Annotated in this window: 14 protein-coding genes; 8 read left to right on the top strand and 6 right to left on the bottom strand. The window is 73.6% G+C overall.

Annotated elements, in window-relative coordinates:
• The first annotated feature begins 61 nt into the window (after positions 1 to 61).
• The gene (locus ABD644_RS14310) at positions 62 to 1345 is read left to right on the top strand and encodes a BtrH N-terminal domain-containing protein (RefSeq protein WP_344689605.1); all 1284 of its coding nucleotides are present in this window, start codon (positions 62 to 64) and stop codon (positions 1343 to 1345) included.
• On the opposite strand, the gene ABD644_RS14305 is transcribed toward ABD644_RS14310, so the two are convergent.
• Positions 1346 to 2941, bottom strand: a complete 1596-nt coding sequence (locus tag ABD644_RS14305) for a succinic semialdehyde dehydrogenase (protein WP_344689604.1) — start codon at positions 2939 to 2941, stop codon at positions 1346 to 1348.
• Between the two features lie 173 nt (positions 2942 to 3114).
• Between ABD644_RS14305 and ABD644_RS14300 the strand changes: the two genes are divergently transcribed.
• Positions 3115 to 4665: a M1 family metallopeptidase gene (locus ABD644_RS14300; RefSeq protein ID WP_344689603.1), complete on the top strand. Its 1551-nt coding sequence runs from the start codon at positions 3115 to 3117 to the stop codon at positions 4663 to 4665.
• A gap of 7 nt (positions 4666 to 4672) precedes the next feature.
• On the opposite strand, the gene ABD644_RS14295 is transcribed toward ABD644_RS14300, so the two are convergent.
• Both ABD644_RS14295 and ABD644_RS14290 read right to left on the bottom strand, forming a co-directional pair.
• Positions 4673 to 5401, bottom strand: a complete 729-nt coding sequence (locus ABD644_RS14295) for an FAD-binding oxidoreductase (RefSeq protein ID WP_344689602.1) — start codon at positions 5399 to 5401, stop codon at positions 4673 to 4675.
• On the bottom strand, positions 5394 to 6002 hold the full coding sequence (locus ABD644_RS14290; RefSeq protein WP_344689601.1) for a sulfite oxidase-like oxidoreductase: 609 nt from the start codon (positions 6000 to 6002) through the stop codon (positions 5394 to 5396). Before ABD644_RS14290 ends, ABD644_RS14295 begins: the two co-directional genes overlap by 8 nt.
• A 149-nt stretch (positions 6003 to 6151) precedes the next feature.
• Between ABD644_RS14290 and ABD644_RS14285 the strand changes: the two genes are divergently transcribed.
• The 3 genes from ABD644_RS14285 to ABD644_RS14275 are packed head-to-tail and all read left to right on the top strand — an operon-like array spanning position 6152 to position 9587.
• Complete coding sequence (locus ABD644_RS14285) at positions 6152 to 6814, top strand: succinate dehydrogenase cytochrome b subunit (RefSeq protein WP_344689600.1); 663 nt, start codon at positions 6152 to 6154, stop codon at positions 6812 to 6814.
• Positions 6815 to 6834: 20 nt separating this feature from the next.
• Positions 6835 to 8781: a fumarate reductase/succinate dehydrogenase flavoprotein subunit gene (locus tag ABD644_RS14280; protein WP_344689599.1), complete on the top strand. Its 1947-nt coding sequence runs from the start codon at positions 6835 to 6837 to the stop codon at positions 8779 to 8781.
• Positions 8782 to 8831: 50 nt separating this feature from the next.
• A complete protein-coding gene (locus tag ABD644_RS14275) occupies positions 8832 to 9587 on the top strand; it encodes a succinate dehydrogenase/fumarate reductase iron-sulfur subunit (RefSeq protein WP_344689598.1) in 756 nt (251 codons plus the stop codon).
• A gap of 28 nt (positions 9588 to 9615) precedes the next feature.
• Here the strand turns inward: ABD644_RS14275 and ABD644_RS14270 are convergent, their stop codons facing one another.
• Positions 9616 to 10362 carry a hypothetical protein gene (locus tag ABD644_RS14270; protein ID WP_344689597.1) on the bottom strand — a complete coding sequence of 249 codons (747 nt, stop codon included), beginning with the start codon at positions 10360 to 10362 and terminating at the stop codon, positions 9616 to 9618.
• Positions 10363 to 10519: 157 nt separating this feature from the next.
• Between ABD644_RS14270 and ABD644_RS14265 the strand changes: the two genes are divergently transcribed.
• The gene (locus ABD644_RS14265; protein WP_344689596.1) at positions 10520 to 11260 is read left to right on the top strand and encodes a HEAT repeat domain-containing protein; all 741 of its coding nucleotides are present in this window, start codon (positions 10520 to 10522) and stop codon (positions 11258 to 11260) included.
• Between the two features lie 132 nt (positions 11261 to 11392).
• Here ABD644_RS14265 and ABD644_RS14260 read toward each other — a convergent pair whose 3' ends face one another.
• Positions 11393 to 14083, bottom strand: a complete 2691-nt coding sequence (locus tag ABD644_RS14260; RefSeq protein ID WP_344689595.1) for a winged helix-turn-helix domain-containing protein — start codon at positions 14081 to 14083, stop codon at positions 11393 to 11395.
• 260 nt (positions 14084 to 14343) lie between these two features.
• On the opposite strand from ABD644_RS14260, the gene ABD644_RS14255 reads away from it, so the two are divergent.
• Complete coding sequence (locus ABD644_RS14255; RefSeq protein ID WP_344689594.1) at positions 14344 to 14892, top strand: PaaI family thioesterase; 549 nt, start codon at positions 14344 to 14346, stop codon at positions 14890 to 14892.
• Between the two features lie 73 nt (positions 14893 to 14965).
• Here ABD644_RS14255 and ABD644_RS14250 read toward each other — a convergent pair whose 3' ends face one another.
• A complete protein-coding gene (locus tag ABD644_RS14250) occupies positions 14966 to 17242 on the bottom strand; it encodes a putative bifunctional diguanylate cyclase/phosphodiesterase (protein WP_344689593.1) in 2277 nt (758 codons plus the stop codon).
• A 200-nt stretch (positions 17243 to 17442) separates the two neighbouring features.
• Between ABD644_RS14250 and ABD644_RS14245 the strand changes: the two genes are divergently transcribed.
• Positions 17443 to 19998, top strand: coding sequence for a putative bifunctional diguanylate cyclase/phosphodiesterase (locus ABD644_RS14245; protein ID WP_344689592.1), 2556 nt, complete (start codon positions 17443 to 17445; stop codon positions 19996 to 19998).
• Positions 19999 to 20069 lie beyond the last annotated feature (71 nt).

Raw genomic sequence — 20069 nt, 5'->3', positions numbered from 1 at the left:
GTCGCGGCCGGGTCCGGACGACGCGTGGGGTCTGGGACCCGACGCCGCCGGAGGAGTCCCCGTGACCAGCCAGAAGCACCTCAAGGCCGCCGTCCGTGCGCGCATGGCCCGCACCGGCGAGCGCTACACGACCGCCCACCGCCACCTGACCGGCGATCGGTCCGCCGCCGTGCCCGGCTACCCCGCGTTCGGCGGCGGACGGCAGCACGACAGCGCGCTGCTGGCGCACGTGCTCGAGGCCGCCGGCGTCACCGCGGCGCACGACGGTCAGCCGCTGGGCGAACCGATGGTCGCGGGCCTGGCCGGGGGCATCGGGTTCATGTACTTCACGTTCTCCTACAGCGGGCACCTGCCGACGATGACGATCGTGCCGCGGATCCACCCCCGGCCGTTCGTCTCCGGTGCGCTCGAGCGGGCGGGTCTGGCCCACACCGTGTCGGAGACGACGAGCGCCGCGAAGGCCGCGCGCGCACTCGACGCCGCCCTCGACGCCGGCCGGACGCCGATCTGCACGGTTGACCGTGCCGGGCTCCCCCACCAGGCCTGGGCCGACGTCTTCGCCGGTGCCTCCCCGCACGACGTCGCCGTCGCCGGCCGCCGGGGCACGACACTGCTGCTCGACGACGACCGGCTCGAGCCGGTCGAGATGAGCGCGGAAGACGTCGCCGCCGCCCGCGCCGCCCACCGCGCGAGCAAGCACCGCATGGTCGTCGTCGAGCCCGCCACGGCGCCGGTCGACCTCGCGCCGGCGATCCGGGCGTCCCTGGCCGTGACCGTCCACGACCTGACCGAGGACGTGATGCCGGGCAACTTCGCCGGCAACTTCGGGCTGCGCGGCCTGGCGAAGTGGGCCGACGCGGTGGCCGACCGCCGGACCAAGACCGGCTGGACCCGGGTGTTCGACAGCGGGCCCGCCTTCGGGCACGCGCTGCGCCGGCTCCACGACTGCCTGACCTTCGACCACTCCTCCCCCGGCGCCATGCGTCCGCTGTACGCCGAGTTCCTCACCCGGGCCGCGGCCGTCCTCGGAGAGCCGGGCCTCACCGAGGTCGCCGAGCGCTACGCGACGGCCGGTGCTCTCTGGGAACGGATCGCCGAGACCACCGTCGCCGGCCACCTCGCCGCGTACCGGCCGCTGGTGGAACGCCGGCTGGAACTGCTCCTCGGCGGCGGCACGCCCGCCGCGCTGCGGGCCCTCTCCCGCGAGGTCGAGGAGTTCACCGCCGGGCTCGACGTGCCCGAGGCCGACCGGGCGGCCGAGCTCGACGCGCTGGCCGAGCTCGCCGCCCGTGTCGTGCTGCTGGAGCGCGAGGCGTGCGCCGCGCTGCGGCAGGTGGTCGGGTGATCAGCGCAGGAACGGCACGCGCTTGAGCACCTTCAGGGCGCCGGTCATGACGGCGGCGTAGCGGTCGGGCGCGATGCCGGGCGGCAGGGGGCCGATCGGCATCCCGCGCTGGACGGCGACCGTCTGCGCCTCGGTGTACTTCAGGATCCCCTCGCGGCCGTGCCGACGGCCGACGCCGGAGTCCTTCATCCCGCCCATCGGCGCGTCCAGCGACGCCCACGCGGCGGCGTACCCCTCGTTGACGTTGACCGTCCCGGCCTGGATGCGAGGGGCGATCTCGGCGCCGCGGCGGGCCGTGGTCCAGATGCTGGCGTTCAGCCCGTAGCAGGTGTCGTTGGCCCGCTCGACCGCCTCGTCGGCGTCGGCGACGCGCGTGAGCGCCACCACCGGCCCGAAGGTCTCGTCGCGGCACAGCACCATCTCGTCGGTGACGCCCTCGAGCACCGTCGGCTCGTAGAACAGCGGCCCGAGGTCGGGCCGGGCCTTCCCGCCGGCGAGCACGCGGGCGCCCTTGGCGACGGCGTCGTCGACGTGCCGGGACACGGTCGCGAGCTGCTGCTCGCTGACCAGCGACCCCATCTCGGCGTCCCACGTGAGCCCGGCGGCGAGCGTCATCCGCTGCACCCGCTCCACGAACGCCGGGACGAAGCGGTCGTAGACGGCGTCCTCGACGTACATCCGCTCCACGCTGATGCACAGCTGACCGGAGTTGGCGAAGCAGGCGTTGACCGCGCCCTCGACCGTGCTGTCCAGATCGGCGTCGGCGAGCACGATCATCGGGTTCTTCCCCCCGAGCTCCGCGGAGAAGCCGATCAGCCGGCGCGCGCACTGCTCGGCCACGATCCGCCCGGTCGCGGTCGACCCGGTGAACATCAGGTAGTCGACGCCCTCGATCAGCGGTCCGCCGAGGTCCTTGCCCGCGCCCGTGACCACCTGCAGCAGGTCTCGCGGGAGGCCCGCCTCGTACAGCAGTTCCACCGCCGCCAGCGCGGTGAACGGCGTCTGGGCATCGGGCTTGAGGACGACGCCGTTGCCGGCCAGCAACGCCGCGATCGCGTCGGAGACCGCCAGGGTCAGCGGGTAGTTCCACGGGCTGATGACCCCGACCAGCCCCTTCGGGTGGTGGTGCTCGACGGTGCGGGTCAGCACCGGCAGCGCACCGCGTCGCCGGACCGGCCGCAGGTGCCGCTCGGCGGTGTGCGCGTAGTACCGCGAGGTCATCGCGACGTCGGCGAGTTCCTCGAAGGCGCTCGTGCGGGCCTTGCCCGTCTCCACCTGGGTGACGTCGAGGATCTGCTCCTGCCGGTCGAGAACCAGGTCGTGGTAGCGCAGGAACACCGCGCACCGCTCGGCGACAGGCCGCGCGGCCCACGCCCGCTGGGCCTCGCGGGCGCGGCGCTGCGCCTCCCGCACGTCGTCGGCCGTGCAGGTCGGCACCTCGCCGATCAGCGCCCCGTCGAACGGCGCGTAGGACGCCTGCCGCGGCCGGCCGGGGGCGGCGGTCACCAGCGCCGCGAGGCGGTCCACCAGTGCGGGGTCGAGCGGGCTGCGGGCGGGGGTGGCCGGCGTCGGGACTTCGGTGGCAGTCGTGGTCATGGACCCCTCCTACCCCGCTCGCACCGGCTCCAGCCAGGGTCCTGCGCCCCCGTGGTCACGGGCGGTCAGCACACGCCGGTGCGCGCGCACCGGAGGGGCTGGGGACGCCGACACGTCGGCCGGCACCCCTAGGTTCCGCCGGAACCGACGGGTTCCGATCAGCAGGAGCACTCATGATCCACCGATCGAAGGTCCTCCCCCTGGCCGCCGCGCTCGTCGCCGCCCTCGTCGTCCCCCTGGCCGGCACCGCGTCCGCACAGGCACCGCTGCGCGGGACGACGGGCACGGCCGGCATCGGCGATCCCTACTTCCCGCTCGACGGCAACGGCGGCTACGACGTCGCCGGGTACGACCTCGACCTGAGGTACGACCCGCGCACCGACCGGCTGAGCGGGAAGGCCGTCGTGACGGCCCGCGCCACGCAGAACCTCTCCGCCTTCAACCTCGACTTCCAGGGCCTGACGATCCGGTCGATCACCGTGAACGGGAAGCCGGCGACGTGGTCCCGCCGGGGCGGCGAGCTGACCGTGCGGCCCACGGCTGCCCTGGCCCAGGGATCGGCGTTCACGGTCGCCGTCACCTACGACGGCGTGCCGCAGACCATCGGCGACCCCCTGCTCGGCGTCTCCGGGTTCATCCACACCGACGACGGCGCGATCGTGGCCGGCCAGCCCGACGTCGCCGCGACCTGGTTCCCCGCCAACGACCACCCCCGCGACGCCGCGACGTTCGAGCTGTCCATCGCCGTCCCGAACGGCACGGAGGCGCTCTCCAACGGGGTGCTGCTCGGCAAGCAGACGGCGTCGGGGTGGACGACGTGGAACTGGCGGGCCGCCGAACCGATGGCCACGTACCTCGCGACCCTCGCGGTCGGCCAGTTCGACGTCCGCCAGTACCAGCGCAACGGGATCCGGTTCTGGGACGCCCTGGACCCCGATCTGTACCGGATGCCGACCGTGCTGGACCCGTACGACCCGGACCGCCCGACGCTCGGGGAGATCGCCGAGGGCTCCCTGGCGCGGCAGCCGGAGATCATCCGCTTCCTGGCGGACTTCGCCGGCAACCCCTACCCCTTCACCGCGTCCGGCGGCATCGTCGACGACGTCGAGGAGCTCGGGTTCGCGCTGGAGACGCAGACCCGGCCGGTCTACTCGCCGCTGTTCTTCCAGTACGACGCGCTCAACGGCGACCTCGTCGTCGTGCACGAGCTGGCCCACCAGTGGTTCGGCGACGACCTGCGCCTGAAGCGGTGGCAGGACATCTGGCTCAACGAGGGCTTCGCCACCTACTCCGAGTGGCTGTGGCTGGAGCGCGAGGGCCTGATCACCGTGCAGGAGATCTTCGACATCATCACCGCGATCCCGGCCGACGACCCGTACTGGGACGTCGCGACCGGCAATCCGGGACCGGCCGACCTGTTCGACTACGAGGCCGTCTACGAGCGGGGCGGCCTCGTCCTGCACGCGCTCCGGCTGGCCGTCGGCGACCGGGCGTTCACCCGGATCGTCGACCAGTGGGCGGCCTCGCAGTCCGGCGACACCGTGACCACGGACGAGTTCATCGCCCTCGCCGAACGGGTCGCGGGCAGGCAGCTGGACGCGCTGTTCCACGAGTGGTTGTTCACCGCCGCGAAGCCTGCCTCGCTCGGGAGCGCCGACACCGCGGCCGCCGCGACCGCCGTCCCCGGCCGGCCGGGTGCCGGGTCCGCCCCCGGCCGGAGGTGAGTGCGGATCAGGCCGCGCCGGTCGGGCCGAACTGCTCGACCCGGATCGACGCCGGCGGCACGCCCATGCCGACGAGCAGGTCGGCGGCGCCCTGCGCGAACGACGCCGAGCCGCACACGTAGGCGGTCTGCCCGGGCTCCCAGAGGGGGACGAGGTCCTCGGGGGTGAGCCGCCCGGCGGGCCGGATGCCGTACTCGATCCGGGTGAGCGCGATCAGTGCGCCGGCCTCGATCAGGTCGTCGGAGTAGGGCAGTCCCGACAGCGTCCGGCTCGACGCCGCGATGCGCAGCAGGTCCGTGCGCCCGAGCTCGCGCGCCGTCCGCAGCATCGACACGAAGGGGACGACGCCGAATCCGCCGCCGAGCAGCAGCGCCGGCCTCTCGCCGTCCCACACGAACCAGCCGCCGATCGGGCCGCGCACCTCGAGCACGTCGCCGGGCTCCACGACGTCGGCCAGGTGCGTCGAGACCTCGCCGTCGGGCAGGCGCTCGACGAACAGCTCGACCAGCGGGTCACCCGGCGAGGACGCCACGGAGTACGACCGCTGGGCGGTGTAGCCGTCGGGCGCGGTCAGCCGGACGACGTAGTGCTGCCCGGGCAGGTGGTCGACCCGGTCGGGCACGTCGAGGCGCAGCTGCACCGCCCGCGGCTTCGGCTTGCTGACCCCCGCGACGGTCGCCATGCGCCAGCCGCCGCTGGGCGCGACCGGACCACCGCCCCCTAGTGCTTCAGTCACCTTGGTACCGCTGCTGGCGCCAGGGGTCGCCCCGGTCGTGGTAGCCGTTCTGCTCCCAGAAGCCGGGCTGGTCGCGGGTCACCAGGGTGATCCGGGAGATCCACTTGGCGCTCTTCCAGAAGTAGAGGTGCGGCACCAGCATGCGCACCGGGCCGCCGTGCTCGATCGGCAGCGGCGTGCCGTCGAACTCCCAGACGATCCACGCCTTGCCGCCGGTGACGTCGGCCAGCGGCAGGTTGGTCGTGTAGCCGGTCTTCGACGTCGCGACGACGAAGTGCGCGTCGGCCGTCGGCCGGGCCGCCTCGAGCAGGGTGTCGACGCTCACCCCGGTGAAGCGGGTGTCGAACTTCGACCAGGTCGTGACGCAATGGATGTCGCCGCGGTACTCCGACGGCGGCAGCCGGTGCACGTCGTCCCAGCTCCAGGTCGTGGGCTGCTCGACCCGGCCGTCGACGGTGATGCTCCACGTCTCCGGCGCGATCCGGGGCGTGGGCTCGGCGGTGAGCACCGGCCAGTCGTTGCCCACGTCGTACTGGCCCGGTGGCAGCCGGGGGTCGCGCTCCCGGCGGCGGCCGAAGAACCCTCTGGTCGGCGTCGCCATGCCGGATCCCTCCCCCTCGGTCGGGGCCGCCGGTGAGGGCAGCCTTACATGAGCTGAGTCACCTCGTGTTTACCTGGCCGCAAACACAGCCGGGACCTAGCGTGTTCCTCGTGGTGACGGTGACGCATGCGGGCCGCAGGTCCCCGAAGGTGGCAAAGACCGTATCGGTCTTCAAGAAGGTCGTGATGGCGGTCAGCGGCATCATCATGCTGCTGTTCCTGATCGCGCACATGATCGGCAACCTGCACGTCTTCCAGGGGGCCGAGTCCTTCAACGACTACTCCGAGTGGCTGCGGAGCTTCGGCGAGCCGGCGCTCCCGCCGCGCACGCTGCTCACCGTCATCGAGATCGTGCTGGTGGTCTCGGTGGTCGCGCACATGTGGGCGGCGATCACGCTCTGGCGCCAGGCCAAGCGGGCCCGGCCCGAGGCCTACGTCACGAAGAAGCCGGTGGCCCAGACCTACGCCTCGCGCACCATGCGCTGGGGCGGGCTGATCATCGCCGGGTTCATCGTCTACCACATCCTCGACCTCACCTTCGGCGCCGCGAACCCGGCGGGCACCGACTCCACGCCGTACGACCGGCTGGTCGCCAGCTTCCAGAACCCGATCGCGACCACGGTCTACGTGGTCACGCTGCTCCTGCTCGGCATGCACCTGCGGCACGGGATCTGGAGCGCCACCCAGACGCTGGGTCAGAGCAACCGGCGGCGCGAGCGCACGGTCAACGCCGGCGCGACGGGCTTCGCCGTCCTCCTCATCGCCGGGTACCTCGTGGTGCCGGCAGCCGTCGTCCTCGGGCTCGTGGACTAAGGAACAGGAACGCACACCTCATGGCTCTGGAACTGTTCAACGTCGGCGAGCCCATCGCCGACACGAAGGCCCCGATGGACGTGCCGATCGAGGAGCGCTGGAGCACCCGGCGCTTCCGCGGCCGGCTGGTCAACCCGGCGAACCGCCGGAAGATGACGGTGATCGTCGTCGGCACCGGCCTGGCCGGCGGCTCGGCCGCCGCGACCCTCGGTGAGGCCGGCTACAAGGTCAAGTCGTTCTGGTACCAGGACAGCCCGCGCCGGGCGCACAGCGTCGCCGCGCAGGGCGGGATCAACGCCGCGAAGAACTACCGCAACGACGGCGACAGCGTGCACCGCCTGTTCTACGACACGGTCAAGGGCGGCGACTTCCGCTCCCGCGAGAACAACGTGCACCGCCTCGCCGAGGTCAGCGTCAACATCATCGACCAGTGCGTCGCGCAGGGCGTGCCCTTCGCCCGCGAGTACGGCGGCCTGCTCGACAACCGCTCCTTCGGTGGCACGCAGGTCTCGCGCACCTTCTACGCCCGCGGCCAGACGGGCCAGCAGCTGCTCTACGGCGCCTACCAGGCCCTCGAGCGGCAGATCGCGGCCGGCAACGTCGAGCAGCACGCCCGCACCGAGATGCTCGACCTGATCGTCGTCGACGGTCGCGCGCGCGGCATCGTCGCGCGCGACCTGGTCACCGGCGAGATCTCGACCCACTTCGCCGACGCCGTCGTCCTGGCCACCGGCGGGTACGGCAACGTCTTCTACCTGTCCACGAACGCCAAGGGTTCCAACGCGACGGCGATCTGGCGGGCCCACAAGCGCGGCGCCTACATGGCCAACCCGTGCTACACGCAGATCCACCCGACCTGCATCCCGGTCAAGGGCGACTACCAGTCCAAGCTCACGCTGATGAGCGAGTCGCTGCGCAACGACGGCCGCGTCTGGGTGCCCAAGGAGCGCGGCGACGACCGCGACCCGCGGCAGATCCCCGAGGACGAGCGCGACTACTACCTCGAGCGCATCTACCCCTCGTTCGGCAACCTGGTGCCCCGCGACATCGCCTCCCGGCAGGCCAAGAACGTCTGCGACGAGGGGCGCGGCGTCGGCCCCGGCGGGCTGGGCGTCTACCTCGACTTCGCCGAGGCGATCGAGCGCATGGGCCGCCCGGCGGTCGAGGCCAAGTACGGCAACCTGTTCGACATGTACGCCCAGATCACGGGCGAGGACCCCTACTCGGTGCCCATGCGGATCTACCCCGCGGTGCACTACACGATGGGCGGCCTGTGGGTCGACTACGACCTCCAGTCGACGATCCCCGGCATGTTCGTGATCGGCGAGGCCAACTTCTCCGACCACGGCGCGAACCGCCTGGGCGCCAGCGCGCTCATGCAGGGCCTGGCCGACGGCTACTTCGTCCTGCCGGCGACGATCACCGAGTACCTGGCCGACGCGCCCTTCGACCGGATCGACGACACGCACCCGGCGGCCATCGAGGCCATGCAGGGCGTGCAGTCCCAGGTGCAGAAGCTGCTCAACATCAACGGCACCCGCACGCCGGCGTCCTTCCACCGCGAGCTCGGCAAGATCATGTGGGACCTCTGCGGCATGGAGCGCTCCGAGGAGAGCCTGCGCAAGGCGCTGGACCGGATCCCGGAGCTCCGCCAGGAGTTCTGGACCAACGTGAAGGTCTCCGGTGACTGGCACTCCTTCAACCAGACGCTGGAGCACGCCGGCCGGGTCGCCGACTTCATCGAGCTCGCCGAGCTGATGTGCATCGACGCGCTGCACCGCAACGAGAGCTGCGGCGGGCACTTCCGCGCCGAGAGCCAGACGCCCGAGGGCGAGGCGCTGCGCGACGACGAGAACTACGCCTACGTCGCGGCCTGGGAGTGGACGCCGGAGAACGAGCCGCCGGTCCTGCACCGCGAAGCCCTCGAGTACGAGTACGTCCACCTCGCACAGCGGAGCTACAAGTGACGATGACGCACGGGGCGACCCGGTCCGGCCAGACGTCGGAGAAGCGTGGGATGAACCTGACCCTGCGGATCTGGCGGCAGAAGGACCCGTCGGTCAAGGGCAAGATGGTGACCTACAAGGTCACCGACATCTCCCCCGACATGTCGTTCCTGGAGATGCTCGACGTCCTCAACGAGCAGCTGATCACCAACGGCGAGGACCCGGTCGCCTTCGACCACGACTGCCGCGAGGGCATCTGCGGCATGTGCGGCGTCATGATCAACGGACAGGCGCACGGCCCGCAGCAGACGACCACCTGCCAGCTGCACATGCGCTCGTTCCGCAACGGCGACACGATCGACATCGAGCCGTGGCGCGCGGCGGCGTTCCCGGTCATCAAGGACCTCGCCGTCGACCGACGCGCCTTCGACCGGATCATCCAGGCCGGCGGCTACATCACCGCCCCCACGGGGACGGCGCCCGAGGCGCACTCCACGCCGGTGCCGAAGAAGGACTCCGACGCGGCGTTCGACGCGGCCACCTGCATCGGCTGCGGCGCCTGCGTGGCGGCCTGCCCGAACGCGTCGTCGATGCTGTTCACGGCGGCCAAGGTCACCCACCTGGGCCTGCTGCCCCAGGGCCAGCCCGAGCGCAACGACCGCGTGGTCAACATGGTCGCCCAGCAGGACGCCGAGGGCTTCGGCGGCTGCACCAACATCGGCGAGTGCTCCGCGGCCTGCCCGAAGGGCATCTCGATGGAGACCATCTCCCGGCTCAACCACGACCTGCTCGGCGCGCTCCGGGCCGGGGTGCGCCCCAAGAGCTGACCGCACCGCCGGGACGGCCGGGCCGGGATCACCTCGGTACCGGGACGCCCCTGCCCATCGGCCGTGGCCGGAGCCGGAGACGGCTCGGAGGTAGCGCGGGGCGACGCGCCCCGAGACCTACCTGCCAGGGAACGGGCCACCCCGCCGACACCGGGTAGCGCTCGGGGAGCGCGCGGGCGGCGCTCGGTGGGCCCGTCCCCGCCCCGGCGACCTCGACGGCACGCATCACCGCGGCCGTGGACCGGACGGCGACCACGTCGCCCTCGACGGTGGACGGGTCGAAGGCCAGGGACGGCGCCGCGGCGAGCTGTCCGGCGAGGTGCGCGGGGACGACCGCCCGCACCACCTCGGCCCCCTGGCCGGCGAGCGCGCCCTCGACCTCGGCCGCCCGCGCCGGCTCGGCGACGACGAGGACCACCGATGACCCGGGCATCGTCCGCTCGCCGAGCGCCCGCAGCGCGCTACCGGGCAGGCCGCCCTCCCCCGCGCGGGCGGCCAGCGGCCCGAGCGTCGGTCCGTGCAGCCACATCCAGCCGATCCCGCCGGTCAGCAATCCCAGGCCCGTGGCGAGCACCCCGCCGACGACCCCGCCGCCGTGGTGGGTGTCGGTGACCCGCGTCGTCCCGTCGCGCTCGACGACGAGCGCGGCGGCATCGACGAGGCCGGGCAGGGCCGGGGTCCACGTGACGCGGAGCGCGTGCATCGCCCGTTCGGCTGCGGCGGTGCCGGACCAGGCCGCGACGAGGAGCTCGACGGGGTCCTGACATGCCGACATGCGTCCTCCTGGGTCCGGGGGGCCTGGATCCAGGTTCCCGCCGGATCACCCGCCTCGCCTCATCCCCCCGGGGTGAGCCTCAGGCGCCGCTGACCTCGGCAGCAGGTGTTGACCGAGGTTGCTAACCGACCCGTCCCGGGGTCGGCGTGTCGAATGAGTGGCCTACGACGGACGAGGCGGCACGATCGAGCGCGTGACTGCGGCAGGGGAACCCGGCGTTGGAGTGACTCTCTCGCGCCTGGCCGAGATCGAGTCGGGACTTCGGTCGTCGAGGACCGCCACGTTCGAGGCGGCCGTCCGGGCGGCGGTCGAGCTCGGAGGAGAGGGCGACAGGCTGCTTGCCGGCCTGGTCGGCCTACGCGGCTGGCGGGCCGTGTACGTCGTGGCTGCGCTCGGTGACGTCGATGGCGTTCACGGCGGCGCCGTTTTGCGGCGCACCATCGCTTCGCGAGGTCGCGGCACTTCCGATCTGCGATGCGCGGCGCTGCTCGCCCTTTGCAAGCGTGCGAAGGCCGGTTCCAGCGAGGTGCTGTCCGAGGCGGTGGGCGACGCCGATGCGGCCGTCCGGGACTACGCGGTGATGGGTCTGGCCGCGGTCGGCGACGGGCGCGCCTGGGATGCGGTGCTCGCGCGGCTGACGACAACGCTCGGGCGCACGCGCAAGACCGAGGCAGGCGATGACCTGTCTCCGGTGGTGCTGGCGGTGGTCTACCTGCTCAGGCACGTCGGTGAGGATGACGGCCGAGCCCAGGCGGTGGTGTCGCTGCTGCGGCGGCGCTGGTCGCGTCTCACCGATCGGGAACGGCGCTGGTTCGGTGAGCACTGGCCTGCGGTTGCACCCGGTCGCGCCGGAGCCGGCGAGCCGGAGCTGCCCAACCCGGCATCCCTGCAACGGTGACTGCTGGACGATCCGCTGTTTGCACAGTCAGCCCTCGTCTGATCGTCGCCGAGGACTGCGGCCGTCAGCCGGAGGGGTTCGACCACGTCACGGACGGCATTTAGCACCTGCGATCAACGCTTGCTGCCGAGGTCAGGCGCTGCCGAGGAGCCCGAGCTCCCGCGCCCTGCGCACCGCCTCGTTCCGCCGGGAGACCCCGAGCTTGCGGTAGATGCCCCGGACGTGGGTCTTCACGGTGTTGACCGACAGGAACAGGTCCTGGGCGATGTCCTCGTTCGACATGGCCTGTGCGAGGCGCGCGAGCACGGTCAGCTCCCGCTCGGTCAGCGCCTCGACCGGCGCCGGAGCCGGGGCCGCCGTCCCGGTGCGCGGCGCGGCGGCAGCCGGGTCGACGAGCGGCGGGCCCAGCCACCGGTGGGCCGCCGCCAGGTCGGCGTCGGAGCGCAGCAGCTCGCGGACCACCGGCCCGGCCGCCATGAAGGGCCGCCGCCGTTCCTCCGGCCGCGCGGCGGACAGCGCCCGACGCAGCGCCTCGCGGGCGGCGGTCCGGTCGCCGGCGGCCATCCGGATCCGGGCGGTGAGCAGCCAGGCCTCCACCCGGGCCACCGCGTCGGCCGGCTCGGCGGCCGGCTCGACGGTTGCGAGGACCGGTGCCAGGAGCTCGGTCGCCCGGGCCGGTTCCCCGGCGGCGAACAGCACGGCGGCCCGGCCCACCGTGAGCGCGGCCCCCTGCTCGGCGACCCCGTCGAGCTCGGCGGCGGCGCCGGCCGGGTCGCGGCGTGCCAGCCGGAACGCCGCCGCACTCAGTGCGACCCAGACGCGCAGCCAGCCGGGCAGGGGCTGCCCGCCGACCGTCGCGGGCACGTGGGCGAGACCCTCCAGGGCCCGCCGTGGGTCCCGGCCGTCCGCGTGCTGCCAGGCGCGCATCAGTGGCACGAACAGGGACACGAAGGGGTCGTGCTGGGCGTACACGGCCCGCCCGGCATCCTCCACCTGCCTGCGGGCCGTCTCCCGATCGCTGCGCTCCATCGCGACCATCGCCAGCACCAGGTGGCCCGCGCCGGTGCGGTTGGCGGGTGGGAGGCCGTTCTCCTCGGCGAACGCCACCTCCTCCTCTCCCAGCTGCGCCGCGCGGCGCAGATGCCCCCGCATGAACTCGACCAACGCCAGTCGGCCGAGGATGTTCAGCCGCGGGTACTCGCACCCGGCACCCGCCGATGCCGCCAGCCCGGCGCGCAGGGTCCGCTCGGCCGCGTCCAACCGGCCGGTCCAGAGCTGCACGGTGCCGACGTTGGAGAGCAGGAGCGCCCGCAGCTCCGGGTGCTGCGCGGCCAGCGCCGGGACGCGAGCGAGCTGCGCCTCCCCGTCGGCCAGGGACGCCTCGGCCGCCACCGGGTCACCGGCGGTGCGGGCCAGGATCGAGCGCAGGACGGCGGCCGAGGCCAGCAGCGGCGCCCGGTGCGCCTCCGGTTCCTCGTCCGCGAGCTTCTCGGCGAGGGCGAGTTGGTCGCGGCTGACGTCCAGCTCGAACCGGGTCATGGCCCGTGCCGCGCGGACCACGGCGGGCATGGCACCGGGCTCGGCCTCCGGCAGCCCCGCCAGCGCGCTGTCCAGCTGGCTCCGCTGCCGGCCGGCCAGCAGCGCACCGAGGCCGAGCCCGCGCACCAGGGACGCGGTGGCCAGCTGCCAGTCCCCCGCCGCGGTGGCATGCCCCACGGCCTCGACCAGGAGCCCGGCCTGCTCGAACCACCCCGACGCCCGCCGGTGCAGCTCGCCGACCAGGTCGGGGCTGCGGCGCAGCAGTTCCCGACGCAGCACGTGGGTGAACAGCGGGTGGTACCGGTAGCAGCCCGGCGCCTGGTCGAGCTCCTCGATCAGCACGTTGGCGCGTCGCAGGGCCGCCAGCGCGTCCTCGCCGTCGGACCGTCCGGTCAGCAGGTCGGCGAGCGTCGGGCAGAGCCGGTCGACGATGCAGGTGCGCAGGAGGAACTCGCGGATCTCGTCCGGCTGCGCGTCCAGGACCTCGTCGACGAGGTACCGGGCGAGGGTTCCGCCCGCGTGCGGCAACGCGGCGGCGAAGCCGTCGGGGTCGGCCTGACGCTGCATCGCCACCGCGGACAGCCGCAGCCCGGCCGCCCAGCCGCGCGTGTTCTCGGTCAGCGAGGCCAGCCCGCGGGGGGTGAGCCGGATCCCGTGCTGGCGGAGCAGGTCCGCCGCCTCCTCGGCGGTGAAGGCCAGGTCGGCGTCGCGGATCCGCTCGAGCTCCCCCCGGAGCTCGTACCGGTGCAGGGGCAGGGGCCCGTCGTTGCGGGTGAGCAGGACCAGACGGAGCATCGGCGCGGCGGCGTGCAGGACGAAGTCGATGTCCTCCCGGATCTGCCGGTGGCCGAGGACGTCGAGCTGGTCGAGCACCAGGACGACCGGCGTCGACCGGCGGGCCAGGCTGTCGGCGACGCGGGCGAGCAGCGGTCGGGCGACGCTCTCGGCGACGAAGGGGTGACCGACGTCCTCGAGTTCGACGCCCGCCCGCCGCAGCGCCTCGATGACGTAGGCCCAGAAGACCCCGGGCTGGTCGTCGAAGGAGTCGAGGGTGACCCAGGCGACCGGTCCCGGCGCGGAGCCTTCGGCGGTCCACGACGCCAGGAGCAGGGTCTTCCCCGCCCCCGCGGCGCCGCTGACCACGGTCAGCGGCCCCTCGACACCGTGCGAGACCAGCTCGATCAGGCGGGGTCGGCCGACGACCGGCGTGCGGATCACGGGGACCGACAACTTGGCGGCGAGCAGCGGATGGCCGCCGGCCGGGTCGGCCGCCGTGGTGTCCACGCGTCCGAGTGTCCCGACCGGTGCGCCCTCCCGGTCGGTCATCTCGGCCCTTCCCGACGGGACGATCGTCCCGTCCCGGCCCGCCGGGTTCACCCCTGGAGCGTGAGGCGGCGTCCCCGCCCGACGGTCAGGCTCCGGGACGCACAGATCGTGCCGCCGGGCACCGGGCCGTGACCCCGCCCGAGGACCGGCGTGCCTTCGGCCGGATCATCCAGGCCGGGGGCCACATCACCGCCGGGTCGCCATGCTAAGTTCGTCGCATGAACTCAGAAGGTGTGACGGCGGCGGCACCGACCCGGACGGCGGAGTGGGGCGAGCCGCGCTCCCGCACGGTCACCTGGCACGACCCGCTGATCACCGCCGCCGGCGCGATGCAGCGCTCGGGGCTGGAGACGATGGAGGCGATCCGCGACGGGCTGCTGCCCCCGCCGCCGATCGCGCTGCTCGTGCAGATGGGCATCGGCGCGCTGGAGGAGGGCCGGGTCGAGTTCACCTGCGACGTCGACGAGTCGGTCTACAACCCGATCGGCGTCGTCCACGGCGGGCTGGTGTGCACGCTGCTGGACACCGTCGCCGGGTGCGCCGTGCACACGACGCTGCCGGCCGGGTTCGGCTACACGTCGATCGAGCTCAAGGTGAACTACCTGCGCGCGGTGCACGCCACCAGCGGACCGCTGACCGCGGTCGGCACCGTCGTGAAGCCGGGCCGCCGGGTGGCGTTCGCCGAGGGCGAGGTGCGCGACGCGTCCGGCCGGACCGTGGCGACGGCGACGAGCTCGCTCCTGGTCTTCCCGCTGCCCCCGGCGTGAGCCGCACCGACCCCCTCCGAGCTTTCTGTACCGAAAGCGCGGGCGTCCGCACGAGCTTTCGGTACAGAAAGCTCTAGGAACGGACCGCAGTGCGCGCGTCCAGCCAGCTCCACAGCTGGTCGGGCGGGAGCGGCCGGCTCAGGTGGTAGCCCTGCACCAGGTCGCACCCCAGGCCCGCGAGGGCGTCGACGGTGTCCTGGTCCTCGGCGCCTTCGGCGACCAGCACCAGGCCGAGGGCGTGCGCGAGCTGCAAGGTCGAGGTGACGATCGACTCCGCGCGCGGGCTGCCGGTCAGGGCCGCCACGAACGTCCGGTCCAGCTTGAGCTCGGTCACCGGCAGCGCGGCCAGGTAGGCCAGGCTCGAGTACCCGGTGCCGTAGTCGTCGATGGCCACCCCGACGCCCGCCTCGCGGAGTCGGCCGAGCACGCGGACGGCGCGCTCCCGGTCCTCCATGAGCAGGCTCTCGGTCACCTCGAGCACCAGGCGGTCGGCCGGCTGGCCGTGCCGGGCCAGCACGGCGGCGACCTCGTCGGGGAAGTCCTCGTCGACGAGGTTCGACGGGCTCACGTTGACCGCCATGGTCAGGTCGCGCCCCTGGTCGGCCCACGCCCGGCGCTGCGCCAGCGACATGTCCAGGACCTGCCGGGTCAGCTCGGCCATCAGCCCGGCCGACTCGGCGAGCTCGATGAACGCGTCGGGGTAGAGCAGCCCGCGGGTCGGGTGCTGCCAGCGGACCAGCGCCTCCACCCCGTCGATCACGCCGGTCGGGAGCGCCAGCTTCGGCTGGTAGTGCAGGACCAGCTCGCCCCGCACCAGGGCCCGACGGAGCTGGGCGACGTCCTCGAGGCGGTGCCGCCCGTGACCGTCGCGGACCTCCTCGTAGACCGCGACGCCGGCCCGGTCGGCTTTGGCCGAGTACATCGCCAGGTCGGCCAGCTGCATCAGTTCGGCCGGGTCGCCGGAGTGCCCGGGGCCGACGGCGACGCCGACGCTCGCGTCGACCCCGAGGTCCATGCCGCCGACCGCGAACGGTCGGCGAAGCTGGGCGCGCAGCCGCTCGGCGAGCCGGGTCGCGTCCTCGATGCCGACGTCGAAGGCCAGGACGACGAACTCGTCGCCACCGAGGCGGGCGAGCAGGTCGCCCTCCCGCAGCTGACCGCCCAGTCGCGGGCCGACCTGCCGCAGCAGCGCGTCGCCGACCACGTGGCCCAGCGAGTCGTTGATCTCCTTGAACCGGTCGAGGTCGAGCACGAGCACGGCGACGCTCTCGCCGGCGGCCAGCCGCTCCCCCGCGGCGTCCAGCGCCTCGAACACGCTGCGGCGGTTCGGCAGGCCGGTCAGCTCGTCGGTGCGGGCCTGCCGGCGGCTATCGGCCAGGGCCTGCACCTCCCGGAAGGTGAGCGCGGTGCGGGTCAGCGCGGCCAGCACGGCGCCGAACGCCAGGACCCCGGCGAGCAGGTCCCCGGGCCGGGCATTGCCCTGCAGCAGCAGGACCAGCGCCGCCAGGGCGCAGACCCCCGGCACGATCAGCGCCCGGATGCCGTCGCGCCGGCTCCCGACGCCGATGCGGGGGTACTGGCAGGCGGCCATGCCGAAGCACAGGAAGGCCACGCCCCAGCCCGCGTCGAGCGGGCCGCCGACCGCGTAGCTGCCGTGCACCACCTGGTAGGCGTAGACGGTGTCGGTGAGGACGAACACGGCGGCGCCGCCGGTCAGCCACCACCAGGAGCCGCCCGCGCCACCGCCGATGACCGCCAGGGCGCCGGCGATCAGGACCAGCACGAGCAGGTCGGCGATCGGATAGGCGATGACCAGGGTGCTGCCCGCGTCGTGCAGTGAGTCACCGAGGGCGAACGCCGCCGCGAAGGCCGCCGCCGTGAGGCCGGTGACGACGCCGTCGAGCCAGGCACCGGCCGACAGCCGCCGGACCCGCGACCGGAGCAGCAGGAGGAGCGCGCCACCGAGCAGCGCGTAGAAGGTGATGAAGCCGGCGTCGAACCAGGCCGGGCGGGCCACGACCGGCCCGCTGCGGCTGGCCACCTCGTACCCGGCGGCGCCGACCGAGTAGGCCGCGACCGCACCGGCGAAGCACAGCCACGCCGCGCGGTCGTCGCGGGTCAGGAGGGCACGCCAGACGAGGAGGCCGACGAGCCCGAGCAGGAAGACGACCTTGCCGCCGACCGCGAGGGTGGCGAGGACGCCGTCCGCGCCGAGGCCGTGCGCGGCCAGGGAGAGCACGTACGTCGACGCCACCGCGGCGGCGAACACGCGCCCCCACAGCATCGGCCGGTCCAGCCGCTCGCGGCGGTCACCTCCCCGCCGGGAGGTCCCGGGACGCCGTCGAGCCATGGGGTCCTGATCGGCTCGAACCGGCCGGCGCTGGATGGCCCGGCCCGGGATTTCCCCCTGGATTCCCCCCGCGGGGGGACGTCGGCCGGCCTGGCCACGAGGTCCACCACCTCACCCGTGGTCGACGGTCCGCTCAAGGACGTGCCGCGCGGAGCCGAGAACACACAGGTCAGAGCTGGAGATCCGGAGGTGGTGGGGCAGTGGGGTCGCAGGACGCGGCGAGCGAGGAGCGGACGGCGCGCCCGCTCTCGCGGCGAGGGCAGACCGGGCTCATCGCCGGCCTGATCGTCGTCCTGCTCGGCCTGGCCCTCCTGCTGGGGCCGCCGTACCAGGACCACCTGGCCTACCTCCCCGACGTCGACCTGCCCTGGTGGGCGATCGGGCTGGCCTTCGCGGCGACCGACGTGTTCGTCCTCAACGTCCAGGCCCGGCGGGAGACGCAGACCATCTCCCTGAGCGAGATCCCGTTGGTCCTCGGGCTCTTCTTCGCCGCACCGCTGGCCCTGGTCATCGGGCGGGTGGTCGGGTCCGCCGCGGCGATGATCGGGTACCGCCGGTCACCGCCGCTCAAGGTGGCGTTCAACCTCTCGCTCATCCTCAGCGAGACCGGTCTCGCCGTCGCGCTCTTCCATGCGCTGGCGCCCGACGACCCCGGCTCGGGTCCGGCCACCTGGCTGGCCGCGTACGTGGCTGCGTTCGCCGCCGATCTGATGGGCGCGGTGGCAATCTCCTGCGTGATCGCCGCCCGGGACGGCGGGGTGGACATCCGGTCGCTGCTGTCGGGCGCCGGGTCGCTCAAGGTGCCGGCCCTGGCGGTCACGCTCGGCCTCGTCTGCGTCATCAGCCTGGCCGCGGCCCCCACCAGTGCCTGGCTGCTGCTGGCGTTCGGCGTCCTGCTGCTGCTCGCCTTCCGCGCCTACGCCGCGCTGGCCGAACGGCACCTGAACCTGGAGCGCCTGTACCGGTTCAGCCAGGCCGTCGGCGCCGCATCCGAGCTCGACGAGGTCATGCGCAACGTGCTCGAGGAGGCCCGCGAGGTCCTGCACTCGGAGCGCGCGACCGCCGCCTTCACCGACCCCGACGGGGAGCTCGTCGCCCGCGTCCGCCTGGACGCCGCCGGCCGGCTGACCCGCTCGGAGGAGCCGGCCGGCCCCGAGGACGCCTGGGTGCTGCAGCAGGTCGTCGACGGCGGCAGGCCGGTCCTCATGCCGCGCTCCACGCGGGTGCCCGAGGCGCGCCGGTGGCTGGCCGCCTACGCCATGCGCGACGCCGTCGTCGTCCCGCTCAACGGCGCGAACGGGATCGTCGGCGCGCTGGTGGTGGCCGACCGACTGGGCGACGTCCGCACGTTCGAGGAGGACGACGCCCTGCTGCTGGAGACCGTCGCCAACCACGCCTCGGTCGCCCTGCGCAACGGCGAGCTCATCGACCGCCTGCAGCACGACGCCCTGCACGACGCCCTCACCGGCCTGCCCAACCGCGCCGACGTGCAGCGTCGCCTCACGTCCGCCCTCGCGGCCGGCGCCGACGGCGCCGTGCCGGCCGTCGCCGTCATGATCCTCGACCTCGACGAGTTCAAGCAGGTCAACGAGACCCTCGGGCACCAGCAGGGCGACAACCTGCTGCGCGAGGTGGCGCTGCGCCTCGAGGACGTCGTCGGCACCTCCGGGACGGTCGCCCGGCTGGGCAGCGACGAGTTCGCCGTCCTCGTGCCCGGCGCCACCGACGAGGACCGCGTCCTGCACCTCGCCCGCCGCGCCCTGCGCGCCCTGGAGCAGCCCGTCGTCCTCGACGGGATGCGGATCGAGATCGGCGCGGCCGTCGGCGTGGCCATCGCACCGACCCACGCCACGGACGCCGCCGCGCTGCTCAAGCGCGCCGACCTGGCCGCCTCCGACGCCAAGTCCACGACCAGCCGGTTGCGGCTGTACGGCCCGGACCTCGACGCCGACGGCCCCCGGCGCCTCACCCTGGTGTCGGAGCTGCGGACGGCCGTGCTGGACGGTGCGCTGGAGGTGCACGTCCAGCCGCAGGCCGCCCTTGCCAGCGGGCGCATCGCCGGCGTCGAGGCGCTGGTCCGGTGGCAGCACCCGTCGCTGGGTCCGATCGGCCCCGACGAGTTCATCCCCGTCGCGGAGCGCAGCGGCCTGATCGGCCCGCTGACCTCGCAGGTCCTGGACGCGTCGCTGGCCGCGTGCGCCACGTGGCAGGCGGGCGGGCACGACCTCGCGGTCGCGGTGAACCTCTCGACCCGCAGCCTGCACGAGGCCGATCTGGTCGAGCACGTCGCCCGGTTGCTGGCGTGCCACGGCGTCGCGGCGGAGAAGCTCACCCTGGAGGTCACCGAGGGCTCGGTCATGGTCGACCCCACCCGGTCGGTCGCGGTCCTCCGCCGGCTCCGCGACCTCGGGGTGCGCCTGTCGGTCGACGACTTCGGCACCGGCTACTCGTCGCTGTCGTACCTGCAGCGGCTGCCGGTGCAGGAGGTCAAGATCGACCGCAGCTTCGTCGCCGCCCTGCACTCCGGCGCGGAGAACGTGGCGATCGTGCGCGCCATCATCACCCTCGGCCGGAACCTGGGCCTCGAGGTCGTCGCCGAGGGCGTGGAGGACCAGGCGACCTGGGACCTGCTGACCTCGCTGGACTGCGACCTGGTCCAGGGCTGGCACCTGGCCCGGGCGATGCCGATCGACGACCTGCTCCCCTGGCTGGCCGCCCGAACGGTGCAGCCCGCCGCACCCCCGATCCACCGCTGACCCACGAGAGCCGCCGTCGGGCCGCCGGAGCCGGACTGCACGGCGGCCTCGGCGGGTGTACCGCGTGGTCG

It is taken from the genome of Blastococcus jejuensis (assembly GCF_039534705.1).
GTDB lineage: Bacteria > Actinomycetota > Actinomycetes > Mycobacteriales > Geodermatophilaceae > Blastococcus_B > Blastococcus_B jejuensis.
The sequence above is the reverse complement of the archived record's forward strand: the minus strand, read 5'-3'. Positions and strand labels throughout refer to the sequence as shown.